We start from the raw sequence: 15,219 nt of genomic DNA on the forward strand, positions 1-15,219 counted from the left end.
CCGAACCGGCGCCGCGCGCCATCGCCTATATCCTGGCGCCGCGGCGCATGATGGGTCGTTTCGGTGGCGAGCGTGGCCAGCATGTTGTCGACAATCAGCCTGAGCCCAATCTGCAAATGCCGGGCGAGGGCTGGGCCAAGGTGCGCGGCTGGCAGATCCACGCCTCGCAACGCGATTACCTGCAACACGCCTACGGCATTCCCACCGAGCTTCTCTACGCCCTCTACGACATGGAACACTATTACGTCGTCGAGTTCTGAGCTGCGCGTGCTATTCGCCGCGGGCAGCCGCCGCCTCCGCCGCGCGCGGGTCTGTTTCCTGCCTGACATAGATGCCGACAAACCAGTCTGACCAGCTGCCATCGGCGCCCTGCTGCTGGAAATGCTGGCGCACGGAGCCGTCCGTTTGCAGCGTCCAGACACCGCGGAAGGGCGCCCGCAGGTTGTTGGCCGGATAGTAGATCTCGCCGGTCAGCTCCATCGCGCCATCGGCATTGAGCCCGCCGGTATAGTCGATGAAATTGCCCGGGCTGACCCAGACCTGGCGCCAGGCACCGGCGAGGGGATCGTAGAAATTCATGCTCTCGCCGGTACTGCCGCTGGCCCCGCTCCAGTGCTCGGTAACCAGGCAGCCGCCCTGGGTCTTGGTGATCGAGTTCTGGCCCTGGTAGGGGCCGCCATCGGGGGCATAGACATTCCATTCGCCGACCCAGAAATCGAAATCATCATGCATGGCTTCGCTGCATGCTTGTGGCCGGGTTTGTTGCGCACCCGCGATCGGCGCCATGGCAAAGGCCATCAGCGCCGAGGCGAGAAGTGTTCTTGCTGAAATCATCACGGTCTCCGCATGAATCTGCCGACAGGAATAATTATCAGCACGATGTTGTCGGGATCGCCGGATGAATGCAAATTGATCTGGTCCGGGTCACGGCTTCGTGACAAAAACCCGCGACAGGACAGGAGTCAGACATGGCGAACGTAACCGTGGTGGGCGCCCAGTGGGGCGATGAGGGCAAGGGCAAGCTGGTCGACTGGCTCAGCCATCGCGCCGATGTCGTGGCGCGTTTCCAGGGCGGGCATAATGCCGGCCATACGCTGGTCGTCGGCGAGAAGGTCTACAAGCTCTCGCTTCTCCCTTCCGGTGTCGTGCGCGGCAAACTCTCCGTGATCGGCAATGGCGTCGTGGTCGACCCCTGGGCCTTCATCGCTGAAGCCGAACGGATCAACGCCCAGGGCGTTGATATCAATCCCGACGTCGTCAAGATTTCCGAGACCGCGGCGCTGATCCTGCCGATCCACCGCGAACTCGATGCCTTCCGCGAAAACCGTGATGATGGTGAAGCCATCGGCACGACGCGCCGCGGCATTGGTCCGGCCTATGAAGACAAGGTCGGCCGCCGCGCCATCCGCGTCATCGACCTGATGGACGAGACGGCGCTGAAAGCGCGCGTTGCCGATATCCTGCACCATCACAATGCCCTGCGCCGCGGCCTCGGCCATCCGGAATATCCGGCCGAGCAATTGCTCGCCGAAATCCTCGAGATCGCGCCGAAAATCATCCCCTATGCCGCGCCGGTCTGGCGTGTGCTGGCGGACGCAATCCGCGCCGACCAGAAAATCCTGTTCGAAGGCGCGCAAGGCGCTCTGCTCGACGTCGATCACGGCACCTATCCGTTCGTGACCTCATCCAACACCGTCTCCGGCCAGGCTTCGGCCGGCACCGGCGTCGGCCCGAAGGATGTCGGTTATGTGCTCGGCATCGCCAAGGCCTATATGACCCGCGTCGGCGCGGGCCCGTTTCCCAGCGAGCTGCACGATGATGACGGCCAGAAGCTCGGCGAGCGCGGCCATGAATTCGGCACCGTCACCGGGCGCAAGCGCCGCTGCGGCTGGTTCGATGCGGTGATCACGCGCCAGACCCTGCAGGTCGGCGGCGTCACCGGTGTTGCCTTGACCAAGCTGGACGTGCTCGACGGTTTCAAGACCCTCAAGGTCTGCGTCGCCTATGAACTCGATGGCAAACGGCTTGACTATCTGCCGGCCGGCAAGGAAGCCCAGGCCCGGGTTACCCCGGTCTATGAGGAGCTTGAAGGCTGGCAGGGCTCGACCGCCGGCGCGCGCTCCTGGGCCGATCTCCCCGCCGAGGCGGTCAAATATGTCCGCCGCATCGAAGAGCTGATCGAGTGTCCGATCGCCCTGGTCTCGACCAGTCCGGAGCGCGAGGACGTGATCCTGATGCAGGACCCCTTCCGGGCGTAATGCCCCGGCGGGCGAAGGGGTGAGGGTATGGCCATCTCGAATGCCCTGATCCTCGCGATTGCCCTGCTCACCGGCATTTTGCTGGCGCTGCCGCGCGTCGCCGAAAACCGTCTGTGGCGCGCGACGATCACGCCGCTCGCCTCGATCATCGGCAGCGGTTTCCTCGTACTCGGACCGGTGCTGGAAACTTCCTATGGCTATCTCGCGCCGCTGGTGATGGCGGGCCTGTGCGCGGGGGCCTGGATGTTCGGTGCCGCGATCCGCGCCAATATCCATCGGCTCGAACAGACCGGTGGCCAGCGCAGCGTGCTGGAGAACCGCCTCGAGACCGCCGCCTCCTGGGTGCTGGCCTTCGCCTACATCATTTCGGTCGCCTATTATCTCAACCTGCTCGGCGCCTTCGGCGTCAGCCTGACCGAGGTCGATGACCGGTTTCATGCGCGCCTGCTCGCCAGCGCCGTGCTGGTGCTGATCCTGGTGGTGGGCTGGACGCGCGGCTTTCATGCGCTGGAGCGGCTGGAACAGGTCTCGGTCGGTATCAAGCTGGCGATCATTGCCGGGCTGATTTTCGGACTGATCCTGTTCAATGCCGAGCATTTGCGCGCCGGCGACCTGCAATTCACCCCGCCGGAACTGACCGGCTGGCCGGCCATCACCCTGGCCTTCGGCCTGATCGTCACCATCCAGGGCTTCGAGACCTCACGCTATCTCAAGGCCAGCTATGACGCCGCCACCCGGATCCGCTCGATGCGGCGGGCGCAGCTGATCTCGACGGCGATCTATATCGTCTATATCGGCCTGATCGCCTACGTCTTCACGCCCAGCGAGCTGCCTTTCAGCGAGACGGCGATCATCGACATGATGCGGATCGTGGCGCCCATTCTTCCTGTCCTGCTGGTCGCTGCCGCTCTGAGCGCCCAGTTCAGCGCTGCCGTCGCCGATACCGGCGGCTCGGGTGGTCTGATGGTGGAATTGAGCGGTGGCCGCATCAAGCTGCGCCAGGCCTATGCCGTGCTGGTCGGGGCCGGACTGGTGCTGACCTGGACGGCCAATCTGTTCGAGATCATCGCCTACGCCTCGCGTGCCTTCGCGCTCTATTACGCGCTGCAGGCCGCACTCGCGGCATTGGGTGCCCGCCGGGCCGGCGGCCAGCCCTTGCGCATGGCGGGCTATGCCAGCCTGTGCCTGCTCGGGCTGGCGATCACCGCCTTCGGGACGCCGGTGGAGGGTTAGTCTGGCAGTATTCAGTTTGATATCGACGGGCTGACTTCTCGGCCTTAAGGTTGTCGCTGACGGTAAGTCACTCATCCGGTTGCCGTGCGGCAGTCTGTATTGAGGCCCCGACCTTTGATGATGCGACCCCGCTCAATCCTGCTGCCCCTCCTATGTGCGCTGACCCTGAGCGGTTTCAGTCCGGCGAGCGCGGATGACCGGGTCAAGATTGAGCTCACCATTCCGGATACCGCAACACCTGCCGCTCCATGGGCCTATCAGGTCCGCTACACCATCCCGGCTTTGGGGATGGCCTCGCTGGACGTGCGCGACATGAGCCGCAGAACCCCGGATTGCCCGGGCGTGGCCTATGAGATTGTGAGCGTGGCGAACGCCGATCTCTCGCCGCTCGATCTCCAGCGCGACGGTCGTATCGGCCTTGTGCCGCGGAGCGCAGACCCGGTCGAGATCACCTATCGCGTCTCGGCTGTCCTGGCGCCAGGGGAGGTGACGATCAACAATGTGCTTGCCTGCAATGTCATCATCACCGATGGCGGCAATGCGTTCATTGACGGGCAGGCGGTATTCTTGGCGCCAAGGCCGCTTGATGAGCAGGGCGCCCCCTTCCGGTTCGGCGCGACCGAGCTCAGGCTGGTGGGCCTGCCGGATGGCGCGCCCGCCATATTGCCGGGAGCCGCGGAGGTCTCGCCAGGTGTCTGGCAGGTCGACCATTTTGACGAATTGCGCTTCTCCTATCTCGCGACAGGTGGCTGGAGTGGAAGGCCAAATCGGGCAGACGGGTCCGAAGCCGTCACCTATAGCTGGTCTCTGGGGCGTGATGGTGCTGAAGATGAGGCGGTGCCGTTGGCCGTCTCTGATCTGGCCGGTCGCATGTTGGACCACCTCGAAACCGCCTGGGGTGAGGTGGGGATTACGGACTATGCCGTCCTTCTCATCGAAACGAGTGGCCGGCACGGCGATTTCGCCAATCTCACCGGAACAGCCCGGCAAGACGCGCAGGTGATGTTCTACAGTCCCGGCGCAGAGCTGCGGCTGCCGCTGCTCGGCGTCGCTCATGAAATCGCCCATCTCTGGGCCCCCGGCCGGCTCGGCGTGCCTGATCCGGACGCGACGTCAAACTGGATCGGCGAGGGGCTGGCCGACTTTACCGCCTATAGGGTATTGATTGCGCTCGGCGCGCTGGAGCCGGGCGCGTTGCAGGATCGCGCCAATATCGCTCTGCAGAACAGGCAGCTGGGGCACACGCCCGAGCTGGAAGTTTATGACTACGGGTTTCTCGCCTGGCTCTATCTGGCCGCGCAGACCGATGGCGATCCGCTCGCGCCCGCCATTGACGACTTCGTGCGGGAGCTCATGCGCGGCAACGCAGCGCCGATCTCCGCAGCCCGCTTCTGGTCAACGGCCAGCCATCTCGGGCTTTTTCGGGGTGAGATGGGCGCGCCGGCGCTCGAGCAGCGTTTGCCGTGCAGACTGAGCCTCGGCGAAGCTGAGTATGCGCTTGTCGAGGGAGTGTGGCCGCAATACGGGATCGGCTGGACGCTGTCCGATGAGCTGGCGGGCGTGATTGCCGAGGTTGAGGCCGACGGGCCGGCCGCGCGCGCCGGTTTTCAGGCGGGTGACCGGATTCTGACGCTGCAAACGGGCGGGTTCGGCAATATCCATCGCCCGGTCAGGATCGAGTTCATCTCAGGCGGCGAGCACCAGATCCGATCCATTCTTCCAAGGCGCGAGATGGGCGCGCAAAGCTATCTGCAATATGTCGCTGATATTCCGGCGACCCGGCTCTGGGCCGACATTGCGCCCCCCGTCCGATGCCAGCCCTTGGCAAACCAGGCGGTGCGCTGAGCCCCTACTCCGCCGCGACCATGCGCGGCTGGCGCATCCAGTTCAGCAGGCGGGGCTTCATGGCCAGGGCTGGCTTTTCAACTGTCACCCGCAGCACCCACCCGGCGGCGACGGCGCTGACGGTCATGATGGCGAACAGGGCGTTGGCACCGATACCCGGCATCAGGGCGAAGGCCATCATGCCCAGCGGCCAGTGCAGGATATAGACGCCGTAGGAGACATCCTCGACCTCGCGCAGGGCCTTGCCGATCCGGCCGGGCACATCGAGGAAGCCGACCCAGAGGTAAAGCCAGGCGAGGGCGATCTGCAGCATCACCGGGCCCAGGGCCGTACCCTGGCTGGCGATGGCGGCGAGCAGGGCCAGGCCGACATAGCCGGCAGAGAGCGGGATCTGGTCACGGGCGGCATAGAAGCCGGCGCCGATCATGAAGGCCGGGCCAAAACGGGCCATCGAGCCGATCGTGCCTTCGCCAATGCCGCTATAGCCGAAGATCTGGTAGAGGGCGCCGAAGCTGACGGCGAGACCGGCCCAGATCAGGATCACGGTGCGCGAACGATAGAGGCCGACAGCAGCCAGCAGGCCGACGCCGAGATAGGCGAGCAATTCATAGCGGATCGTCCACAGCGCACCATTCATCGTGCCGCCGATGGGCGAGGCATTGAACACTTCCGGCAGGCCGGCCAGCGGGTCGGCCTGGGAGATCACCATCAGCGGGAATTGCAGGGTCTGGCTATTGCTCCAGTACTCGGACAGCGACAGCTCGGTGAAGAGCGGGCCGACGACGAGCCACATCAGCAGGACGGCCGCAATCAGGCCCGGGAAGATGCGCAGCACCCGTGACAGGGTGAAGGACGTCATGTCGGGGCGGTTGAGCAGGCTGGCGGTGATCATATAGCCGGACAGGATGAAGAAGCCGTCGAGCGCCAGCTGTACCGTCGCATCGACAAATTCCGGCCAGACACCGTGATAGGGCAGACCCATCGGGATCAAAACCGCATGGGCATAGACAACGACAATCGCGAAGGCGATCCGCATGGCGGTAAATGTGTTCGACTTGTTTTCGAGCCGGCCATGGCCGGAATGAAAGATCGCCCGCATGATTTCGTCCTCATTTGATCGTTTGTGTTAGGGAAGTAGCAATATCCGGGCCGCGCAGCGCAGAGCCGGAAACCTTTCGTTATTGAATTGAATTTGTTGAAAAAACCGGCGCCCAACTTGGGCCTGGCTTAAGCCGGGCTGCCCAGACTTTCTCCCGTATTGGGAAAAGGGAGGGGCGAATGTCCCGTTTTCGGTTGCATTCTTCACTGGCGGTTGCGCTGAGCCTTGGGCTGCAAGCCGGGTTCACCGCCCCGGCCCTGGCCGATGATTGTTCGCGCTTTGCGCAGGCGCGCGATGCCTATCTCGGCCAGACCGGCGACGGCATGGCCGCCGCGCTGGAGCAGATGGCGCGCCAGCGCAATATCCCGGTTGAGGCTGCGGCCTTCTACTGGGGCGGTACCCTGTTGCAGGCCGACGACCGCGCCAGTCTCGCCAGCCTGGCCCAACTCACCCTGGCCACCTATCAGTGGGATGACAATTCGGACCGGGCCGAGCATGCCATGACCCGCATTGCCGACGAACATGGCAGCCGCGTGGCCGCGCTCTATGCCGGCCTGATGTTCTCCGATGGCCGTGGCGTGCCCGATCCCTACCGGGCCCGCGCCTATCTCGCCGATGCGGCGCAGGGCGGCAATCGCGATGCGGCGGCCTTCCTGCCCATGCATGATGCCTGTTTCGGGCAAAGGATGGCGCTGAACTGAGACGGGCGGGGCGGGCCGCCTTTCGCACCCGGCGGTACCACCGGTCTCTCGCTTGACGGCAACGTCCCGGTCTTGCTTAGTCTGGCTTGCCCCTTTCCATCAGACCATCGGAAATATGCGTGGATTCGATTGCCGACCTTGAGCGTGCTCTGGCCCATGAGCTTGATACCGGGGAGCGTATTCTCTGGTCGGGCAAGCCCGATGCCTGGAAGCTGGGGTGGGATCGCGGCGGCTGGGCATTTCTGGTCTCGGCCGCAATCCTGAGCCTGCTCCTGGGTGTCATGGTTTTGGGCACGCGCCTGCCAGCCATCTGGTTGGGGGATGCGCGGATTGTCTTCATAGTGTTGGTCGCGGTGGCCGCGTTTGTGACAAGCCGGTCCGCGATGAAAATTCTCGACGGACACCATGTCAGATATGTGTTGACCGACCGGCGACTGATCGTGCTCGAACCCGAGGCGGTGACGGTCAGCTTCGCGCCAAAGGCGCTCTCGGAGCTGATCTGTGTGGGCGATGACAGCCGTGGGAGCTTGCTCATAACGAAAGGGTATTGGAGCAATTTGGGGAACGGAGCCCGCTGGGTGCCGGCGACGGGGTTGATCGGTATCGAAAAGCCACGTGAAGTGCACCGCCTGATCCGCAAACACCTGCTGGGGGCGAGCACTGATGACCGCTGAGCTGCAATCCATTTTCCAGCCTGAGCTCGATCCCGGAGAACGCATCCTTTGGACGGGCCGGCCCACACCGGCACGCCTTGCCATGATGAAGTACGGCCTGCCGATGGCCGTCCTGTTTTTCGCCTGTGTGTGGGCCATCCCCTCGATGATCGAAGAAGTCAGTATCGGTCGGCCCCAATCGGCCGTGGCGATTGCGGTGGCCTGTGCTCTGGTGATTCTCTTCACCGGCTTTTTCGTGGCGGCCCTGGGCGCCTGGCGCACAGTCTATGCCGTCACCGACAGGCGCGTGCTGGTCGTGACCCCGCCGGGTTTTCTGCAGTCCAAGACCAGCGCTCTCAGCTATCCGCCGGCGATGATCACCCAAATACAGCGCAGCGGGGATGATGAGGTCGCCGATCTGATCTTCGTCAAGACGCATACTCCGCAGAATCGTCACGCCGCCCTGTCGGTGGTACAGCCCTTCCAGGGGCTGATCGGGATTGCGGATGCCCGCCGGGTTGAACGGCTGATACGGCAAACGCTGCTGCGCGGATAACATCGGCAATCGGGGCAATAACGGGGCGGGCATGACCAGTAGCAGTCAGGCAATCGAAGCGGAGCTGCAGCCGGGCGAGCGGGTTGAATGGGCGGGCCGTCCGCAATTGCTCTATGTGGCCGGGGCGTTCGGGATGCGGCTGATTTATTTGCTCTGCATGGTCGCGCTCGGATTGGTCGGCGGGCTGACCGCCTATATCCAGGTGCTGGCACCGGCGGCGGACGGTCTCGCCAATAGCGGCCTGGCGCCACCGCTCGATTATGTGATTGCCTTCATCATCGGCGTCTTTCTGTTGATGGGGGCATCGTCCCTGTTTTCGCTGCCCGGACTGGTGATCACCACGTTTCGCAATGCGACGGCCCGATACGCATTGACCGACCGGCGCCTGATTCTGGTGCGCGGCCTGCTTTTCAAACAGGTTCGCAGCCTCGGCGAGGGTAGTATCACGGATATCTCCCGCCTGGCCGGGCTGGGCGGGGCGAGCCTGCTGATCAATCAGACGTCCTCGCCCTTCGGCATCCGCGACCCCGCACAGGCGCTGATCGGACTGGCCGATGCGCAGGCGGTCGAGGCACGGCTGCTCAAGCGCTTCATGCCGACCCCTGCCGCCCGGAAACACCGTCCGGCCTAGCCCTGTTCCGCCTCGCAGCGTTCGAAGGGGCGCAGCACATCATCATTCATCGCGGCGCCGTGGACGCCCGGTGCGCGGGCCGGGTGGACCAGGATGATCGGCTCGCCATTATAAGTGAGGACGGCGCTGACAAGCTCGGCATCGCCGTCAGGATTGGTGAGGATGAGGCTCCGTAGCGGGTAGGGCGGTGAACCATCCGCCGGGGTGTGCCAGCCATCGACCATATTGATGATGCGCCTGCCGTGGTCGAATTCCGCGTCCGGGCCCGGCTCGGCCAGGGAGAGCGCATAGCTGAGCCGGTAGCGCGCCGCCGCGCCGCCGAGGCTGAGGATGAGGTCGCCGGCCTCGCCATCGACCCAGGCGGGATGATCCGGCGGCGTGCGAACCTCGAGGTCGAACCAGCGCGCCGACGCGTCGCCGCAGGCGGAGCCGCCATCGGCCAGGCGCTCGACATAATGGCCATTGGGCAAGGCGGGCAGGCCCGGGAGCTCGGCGGGCGCGTCGGCGCCCTGCAGCAGAAGGGTGGCGAGCAGGCTTGTTGCGATCAGCATGGCAGTTTCCGTCAGTCTGCGCCGGCCCGGCAGCGCTCGAAGGGCTGGAGGTCGACGCCATTGGCCAGGGCGCCATGGGTGCGCGGCTCGTGGGCTGTGATCACCAGGTGAATCGGCGGCCCGCCGTCGGAGGCGGAGGCATTGGTGAGTTCGGCATCGCCATTGGCGCTGGTGAGAAAACTGGTTCGCAAGGTGTAGGTCCCGTCCTCCAGCGTCACACTGCCATCGATCATGTGCATCGTGCGCATGTCGAAAGCCGGGTCCGGTTCGGCGAAGGAGAGCGCGTAGGTGAGCCGGTAATCCACCGGCGCGGCCCCCAGCGCGATCACGAGGCTGCCGGCATGGCCGTCAATACCGGAGGGCGAGTTCGGCGGGGTGCGGACATCAAGGTCGAACCAGCGCGCCGTGGCATCGCCGCAGGCCGAGCCGCCATCGGCGAGGCGCTCGACATAATGCCCGTTGGGAAAGGCGGGCAGGCCCTGGGGGGCTGCCGGCGCTGCGCCCTGGAGCAGCGTGGCGGCGAGCAGGCTGGTGATGACGAGCATGGCATTCCCCTCATTTGACCATCCCAGTCTAGCGGCCAGGGCCGTGCAGGGCATCCCCGGAACGGGGGAGGGCCGCTGCGGGACCCCGAACCCGCTTGCCAGAATCGCCCCGCGCCTGCATTGTCGCCACCAGATTTCCGAGGGGCGTCCCGCTGGCCAGCCAGCGTGACTGAGAAGCACCCTTAGGACCGGATCCGGGTCATGCCGGCGGCGGGACGGAGAGGGTGATGGACGAAACCGAATTCAACGCATTCTGCGGCACGCTGCCCGCCACCAGCACGGTTGTGCAATGGGGCGAGGCGCATGTCTGGAAAGTGGGCGGCAAGATCTTCGCCGTTGGCGGCTGGGCCAAGGACATTGAAGGCTTCGCCATCTCCTTCAAATGCTCGCCCCTGACCTTCGAGATATACAAGGACGAACCGGGCATCCGCCCCGCCCCCTATCTCGCCGCGCGCGGGATGAGCTGGCTGCAATGGACCGGCCCCGAGACCCTCGATACCGACACGCTGCGCGACTATCTCGGCGAAAGCCACCGGCTGGTCGCGGCCGGGCTGACGAAGAAGGCGCGCGCCGAGCTGGGCCTGGACGAATGACGCCGCCAGTCTCCACCTGGCTCATCCTCATGGCCGCAGCGACGATCTGGCTTGGCTCGGCCGCGTGGATGTTGTTCCAGGCACCGCGTCCCGTCGAAACGGTTCTGCGCCTGACCGGTGATCCCGGCCTGCGGCGGCGGGTCTTCCTTCCTGTCGGCGCGGTCGGACTGGTGGTGATCGCGATCCAGCTCGTCTCGCCCGGCGCGCGCGATCTGGAGAACGGGCTGAACCTGCTGACCTTCGCCCTCGCCGGCGGGTGTGTCTGGTTGAGCCTGAATGCCTTCCTCACCTGGCGGCCTTCGCCGGCCTATCTCAAGATCCTGCAGGGCTGGGCCCGCGCGCTCCGTCTCATCTTCCGCTGGGTTGTCGCACCGTTCCATATCGGACTTTCAGCCGCGGCCCTCTTCTTCCTCATTCGTTTGCACCCCTTTACCGCCCTCTAGGACACCCCCAATGAACAAGCCCACCACCCAAGCCTCATTCGAGACCCCCAAGGTCACCACCGGGCCATTGCCGGGCTCGCGCCGCGTCTGGACTTCGCCGGTTGCCGCGCCGGGTCTGAAAGTGCCGCATCGCGAGATCGATCTGCATCCGACGGCGAATGAGCCGCCGGTGCGGGTTTACGACACGTCGGGGCCCTATAGCGATCCCAACGCGACGATCGATGTCGAGCATGGCCTGCCGCGCATCCGGCTGGCCTCGATCCTGAAGCGGGGCGGCGTTGAGGAATATGAGGGGCGCCCGGTCACCCCGCTCGATAATGGCGGCGCGACGGGCAAATATCTGGCGCGCGAATTTCCCGGCCTGCACAAGCCGATGCGCGGGGTCGGTGATGCGCCGGTCACCCAGTATGAATTCGCCCGGGCCGGCATCATCACCGACGAGATGATCTATGTCGCCGAGCGCGAAAATCTCGGCCGCAAGACGCCGGTGGCCGGCTTCAAGGAGCGCATGGCCGATGGCGAGAGCTTTGGCGCCTCCATCCCGGAATTCGTGACGCCGGAATTCGTCCGCGACGAGATCGCCCGCGGCCGCGCGATTATTCCGTGCAATATCAATCACACCGAGCTGGAGCCGATGATTATCGGCCGCAATTTCCTCACCAAGATCAATGCCAATATCGGCAATTCCGCTGTCACCTCCTCGGTCGAGGAGGAGGTCGACAAAATGGTCTGGGCGATCCGCTGGGGCGGGGATACGGTGATGGATCTCTCGACGGGGAAGAATATCCACAACACCCGCGAATGGATCCTGCGCAATTCGCCGGTGCCCATTGGCACCGTGCCGATCTACCAGGCGCTGGAGAAGGTGAATGGCGTCGCCGAGGACCTGACCTGGGAAGTGTTCCGCGACACGCTGATCGAACAGGCCGAGCAGGGCGTGGACTATTTCACCATCCATGCCGGCGTGCGCCTGGCCTATGTGCCGATGACCGCCGACCGCGTCACCGGCATCGTCTCGCGCGGCGGCTCGATCATGGCCAAATGGTGCCTGTCGCACCACAAGGAGAGCTTCCTCTACACCCGCTTCGAGGAAATCTGCGACATCATGCGCGCCTATGATGTCTCCTTCTCCCTGGGCGACGGCCTGCGCCCCGGCTCCATCGCCGACGCCAATGACAAGGCCCAGTTCGCCGAGCTGGAAACCCTGGGCGAGCTCACCAAGATCGCCTGGGACAAGGGTTGCCAGGTGATGATCGAGGGCCCGGGCCATGTCGCCATGCACAAGATCAAGGAGAATATGGACAAGCAGCTGGAGTGTTGCCACGAGGCGCCCTTCTACACGCTCGGCCCCCTGACCACCGATATCGCGCCCGGCTATGATCACATCACCAGCGGTATCGGCGCCGCCATGATCGGCTGGTTTGGCTGTGCCATGCTCTGCTATGTCACCCCGAAAGAGCATCTCGGCCTGCCCGACCGCAATGACGTCAAGACCGGCGTCATCACCTACAAGATCGCCGCCCATGCCGGCGACCTCGCCAAGGGCCACCCCGCCTCGAAGATCCGCGACGACGCCCTGTCCCGCGCCCGGTTCGAATTCCGCTGGGAAGACCAGTTCAACCTCGCCCTGGACCCGGAAACCGCCCGCGATTTCCACGACAAGACCCTGCCCAAGGACGCCCACAAGGTCGCCCATTTCTGCTCCATGTGCGGACCCAAGTTCTGCTCGATGGAGATCACGCGCGAGATCCGCGACAAGTTTGGCTCTGCGCGGGCGCCGAATGCTGTCGATGCGGAAGCGGGCATGGCGGAGAAGGCGGCGGAGTTTCGTGAGAAGGGTGGGGAGATTTATCTCTCCGAGAGCGGCGAAGTCAGAGAGCCGATTGATTGACGGGCTGAGGGACTGGCACCTCCGGTGCCTGTCCCGGGGAAGACTCCGTTTTCCCATGGGACGCGTACCAGAGATACACGTCCCTCGTTGAGCCAAGCCAGGGAGGCGATTGATTGATGGAAGAGCACGATCCCTGGCGCCCATATGTGCGCATCGAGTCGGTCGATCCCCGGATGAGCTGGGGCCGTTGGGCCGGCGTGGCCTTGGGGGTCATCATGATCATCGTGCTGATCGTCCTGCCGGTCTGGATGGCGAAGTTTCAGGCCGCGCTTGTGCCCTGCGGCGAGTTGCGCACCGGTCTGGTCGAGCTGTCGGCGCTGCGGATCGATTCCGCTTCGCGCGGTTCAGTCCGCAGAATCTGGACCACGCGCGTCCGCTTTCCCGAGGGCGATAGCGTCACCCTGAGGCAGTCGCTGCCGAATGTACATCGCGGCGACCGCGTCACGCTCCAGGACCTGTGCCATCCGACGGGCGGCAATGTGCTGCGCCAGCGTGTGACGGCGATCGAGCATATCGGTCATTGAGCCGGGCTCGATTGACGCGCTGAGGGGCTGGCACCTTGGGTGCCTGTGCCGGAGAAGACTCCGTTTTCCCATGGGACGCGTACCAGAGGTACACGTCCCTCGCGTAGCTGGCATGGCGGAGAAGGCGGCGGAGTTTCGCGAGAAGGGTGGGGAGATTTATTTGAGCGAGGACGGGAGCGTGAGGGAGGCGATTGATCGATGGGGGCGGAGAGCGTGCGGATTAGAGGCCGAAACTTCCGGGCCAGATCAGAGTGCCCACGTAGGATTGAAGTTCTGTTTCCATCGCTTGGCGGCGGCCCACCTGAACTAAGACCGATTGCTGGCTCTACTTGGCAAATATTCCGTGCAGCTCTTGCTTGCTCACTTTTGGTCCCCATATGTTTCTCGACGTAGCTGGGGGCTGAACAATGCCAAAGCGTTTTCCTTGGAAGAGTAATTTCCGCAAAATCCCGACGTTTGTGCAGAACGCACTTAATGACATTGACGGCGATCTCATCGCCGTTGCCGCGACCAAAAAGATCAAACGTGAGGAACTTGAAGCGGGGCAGTACTGCCACGTTGGATTGAGTATAGACGGCTCCTCCATCATCGCCGCTGGTCCAACTCAACCGCCTGCTGACGCTGGAAAGTGGTCTGAGCGAAACGCGCATGGTTGGGACCGTAAGCGCAAAGATTGGCCGATGGTCCAAAAGACATGGACTTTCGAGTCACCAAACTTTGGGGACGGTGCGCGCAACGGATGGACGATGCACTCACGGACGAAAGACGTCTATCAGCACCAAACTTTCGAGCCGCAGGGCATGACCATCGAAGCAAGTGTGCTGGAAGATAAAGGCGGCGAGCACGTGGTGGTCAAATTCTCTCTCTCGCCCATGCTTAGCCGGGATATGGCCGAATTCGACTTGATGCTGCTTTGGGCGATTAACGTCCTGCAAGAGAATACGGGCGTCACTGGCGTGTTCGCAAGCAACGCCACGCGTGAAGAATACGTTTCAACCGTCACCCTAGACTGGCAGATTTTCCCACCGGGCACCGCTGACGAAGTGGTTGCTCGCTTGCTGGGGTCGGCGTATCCGATGAATGCGCCCGACTTCGAGAAAGGTGTTCGTGATCGGGTGCGATTGTTCGAGGGGTTCGAGCCGAAAGCCTACATCCGCGGTCAGGGGGGCTTTGGCTCGTATTTTGGTGCACAGTTCGCTGACGATTTAGTCGTGTTCGAGAATCTCAAATACGGCAACGCAGTCTATTTGCTGTATCAAGATTGGGACGAAGCGTCGCAACGGTCGCGGCTCGATCTTCTACGTGATCAGGACGCACACTTTGATCGCGTAGTGCATACTGATGGATGGCAAGATAGGCTCACATCGCTTCTGCACGATAAGCTCTTTGAGCGCGGCCTAAGGCGGCGGCGGCGTGGCTATCGATCGAAGCTTCGCGGTCGCTGACTTGTTGAGGGAATCTGGAATGGGAAAAGCGGGGGCACACATCTACTTCTAGCCTCCCCACCCCCCACCAAAACCCCATGCCGAGAGTCCGCCTCAGGGGACAGGCGCGGTCAAGGGCGCCGCAGGCGCCGCTCCGCGGTTTCACCCTTGACCGCGCCTGTCCCCTGAGGCCCTTTGGCTGGCAAGGGGTTTATGGGTTGGCCTCGCCCAGGCGGGCGGCTTTCTGACTCAACCCTGCGGCGCGCGCCTGG

17 protein-coding genes and 1 riboswitch are annotated in these 15,219 nt (G+C 63.8%); of the genes, 13 read left to right on the forward strand and 4 right to left on the reverse strand.

Annotation, left to right across the window (positions count from 1 at the left end):
* Nucleotides 1-260 (forward strand): hypothetical protein (locus ACN0YF_RS11105; protein WP_417494425.1); only part of this gene is annotated, 260 nt, incomplete at its 5' end.
* A gap of 10 nt (nt 261-270) precedes the next feature.
* On the opposite strand, the gene ACN0YF_RS11110 is transcribed toward ACN0YF_RS11105, so the two are convergent.
* Nucleotides 271-834: a hypothetical protein gene (locus tag ACN0YF_RS11110; RefSeq protein ID WP_417494426.1), complete on the reverse strand. Its 564-nt coding sequence runs from the start codon at nt 832-834 to the stop codon at nt 271-273.
* Nucleotides 835-968: 134 nt separating this feature from the next.
* Between ACN0YF_RS11110 and ACN0YF_RS11115 the strand changes: the two genes are divergently transcribed.
* From ACN0YF_RS11115 to ACN0YF_RS11125, 3 genes are all read left to right on the forward strand, one after another.
* A complete protein-coding gene (locus tag ACN0YF_RS11115) occupies nt 969-2,258 on the forward strand; it encodes an adenylosuccinate synthase (RefSeq protein WP_417494427.1) in 1,290 nt (429 codons plus the stop codon).
* 33 nt (nt 2,259-2,291) lie between these two features.
* Nucleotides 2,292-3,491 (forward strand): hypothetical protein, encoded by a 1,200-nt coding sequence (locus ACN0YF_RS11120; protein ID WP_417494441.1) that lies wholly within the window; start codon nt 2,292-2,294, stop codon nt 3,489-3,491.
* A 117-nt stretch (nt 3,492-3,608) separates the two neighbouring features.
* A complete protein-coding gene (locus ACN0YF_RS11125) occupies nt 3,609-5,336 on the forward strand; it encodes a hypothetical protein (protein ID WP_417494428.1) in 1,728 nt (575 codons plus the stop codon).
* A gap of 4 nt (nt 5,337-5,340) precedes the next feature.
* On the opposite strand, the gene ACN0YF_RS11130 is transcribed toward ACN0YF_RS11125, so the two are convergent.
* Nucleotides 5,341-6,435, reverse strand: a complete 1,095-nt coding sequence (locus ACN0YF_RS11130; RefSeq protein ID WP_417481005.1) for an acyltransferase family protein — start codon at nt 6,433-6,435, stop codon at nt 5,341-5,343.
* A gap of 179 nt (nt 6,436-6,614) precedes the next feature.
* On the opposite strand from ACN0YF_RS11130, the gene ACN0YF_RS11135 reads away from it, so the two are divergent.
* From ACN0YF_RS11135 to ACN0YF_RS11150, 4 genes are all read left to right on the forward strand, one after another.
* Nucleotides 6,615-7,136: a hypothetical protein gene (locus tag ACN0YF_RS11135; protein ID WP_417494429.1), complete on the forward strand. Its 522-nt coding sequence runs from the start codon at nt 6,615-6,617 to the stop codon at nt 7,134-7,136.
* A 119-nt stretch (nt 7,137-7,255) separates the two neighbouring features.
* Nucleotides 7,256-7,810, forward strand: a complete 555-nt coding sequence (locus ACN0YF_RS11140; RefSeq protein WP_417494430.1) for a hypothetical protein — start codon at nt 7,256-7,258, stop codon at nt 7,808-7,810.
* On the forward strand, nt 7,800-8,345 hold the full coding sequence (locus tag ACN0YF_RS11145; protein ID WP_417494431.1) for a hypothetical protein: 546 nt from the start codon (nt 7,800-7,802) through the stop codon (nt 8,343-8,345). The genes ACN0YF_RS11140 and ACN0YF_RS11145 overlap by 11 nt, the downstream gene beginning before the upstream one ends.
* A gap of 31 nt (nt 8,346-8,376) precedes the next feature.
* Nucleotides 8,377-8,976: a hypothetical protein gene (locus ACN0YF_RS11150; protein ID WP_417494432.1), complete on the forward strand. Its 600-nt coding sequence runs from the start codon at nt 8,377-8,379 to the stop codon at nt 8,974-8,976.
* Here the strand turns inward: ACN0YF_RS11150 and ACN0YF_RS11155 are convergent.
* A complete protein-coding gene (locus tag ACN0YF_RS11155) occupies nt 8,973-9,527 on the reverse strand; it encodes a hypothetical protein (protein ID WP_417494433.1) in 555 nt (184 codons plus the stop codon). The two genes, ACN0YF_RS11150 and ACN0YF_RS11155, sit on opposite strands and share 4 nt — an antisense overlap.
* A gap of 11 nt (nt 9,528-9,538) precedes the next feature.
* Complete coding sequence (locus tag ACN0YF_RS11160; RefSeq protein WP_417494434.1) at nt 9,539-10,072, reverse strand: hypothetical protein; 534 nt, start codon at nt 10,070-10,072, stop codon at nt 9,539-9,541.
* Between the two features lie 130 nt (nt 10,073-10,202).
* A riboswitch (TPP riboswitch) is annotated at nt 10,203-10,305 on the forward strand.
* Here ACN0YF_RS11160 and ACN0YF_RS11165 point away from each other — a divergent pair.
* From ACN0YF_RS11165 to ACN0YF_RS11185, 5 genes are all read left to right on the forward strand, one after another.
* Nucleotides 10,300-10,665 carry an MmcQ/YjbR family DNA-binding protein gene (locus tag ACN0YF_RS11165; RefSeq protein WP_417494435.1) on the forward strand — a complete coding sequence of 122 codons (366 nt, stop codon included), beginning with the start codon at nt 10,300-10,302 and terminating at the stop codon, nt 10,663-10,665. (Overlaps the previous riboswitch by 6 nt.)
* Nucleotides 10,662-11,108, forward strand: coding sequence for a hypothetical protein (locus tag ACN0YF_RS11170; protein ID WP_417494436.1), 447 nt, complete (start codon nt 10,662-10,664; stop codon nt 11,106-11,108). The genes ACN0YF_RS11165 and ACN0YF_RS11170 overlap by 4 nt, the downstream gene beginning before the upstream one ends.
* A gap of 10 nt (nt 11,109-11,118) precedes the next feature.
* Entirely contained in the window at nt 11,119-12,999 is a 1,881-nt protein-coding gene (gene thiC, locus ACN0YF_RS11175; RefSeq protein ID WP_417494437.1) for a phosphomethylpyrimidine synthase ThiC, read from the forward strand.
* 116 nt (nt 13,000-13,115) lie between these two features.
* Nucleotides 13,116-13,523: a hypothetical protein gene (locus tag ACN0YF_RS11180; protein ID WP_417494438.1), complete on the forward strand. Its 408-nt coding sequence runs from the start codon at nt 13,116-13,118 to the stop codon at nt 13,521-13,523.
* A gap of 407 nt (nt 13,524-13,930) precedes the next feature.
* Nucleotides 13,931-14,968: a hypothetical protein gene (locus ACN0YF_RS11185; RefSeq protein WP_417494439.1), complete on the forward strand. Its 1,038-nt coding sequence runs from the start codon at nt 13,931-13,933 to the stop codon at nt 14,966-14,968.
* The last annotated feature ends 251 nt before the right edge of the window (nt 14,969-15,219 follow it).

Source organism: Maricaulis sp. (assembly GCF_048270265.1).
GTDB lineage: Bacteria > Pseudomonadota > Alphaproteobacteria > Caulobacterales > Maricaulaceae > Maricaulis.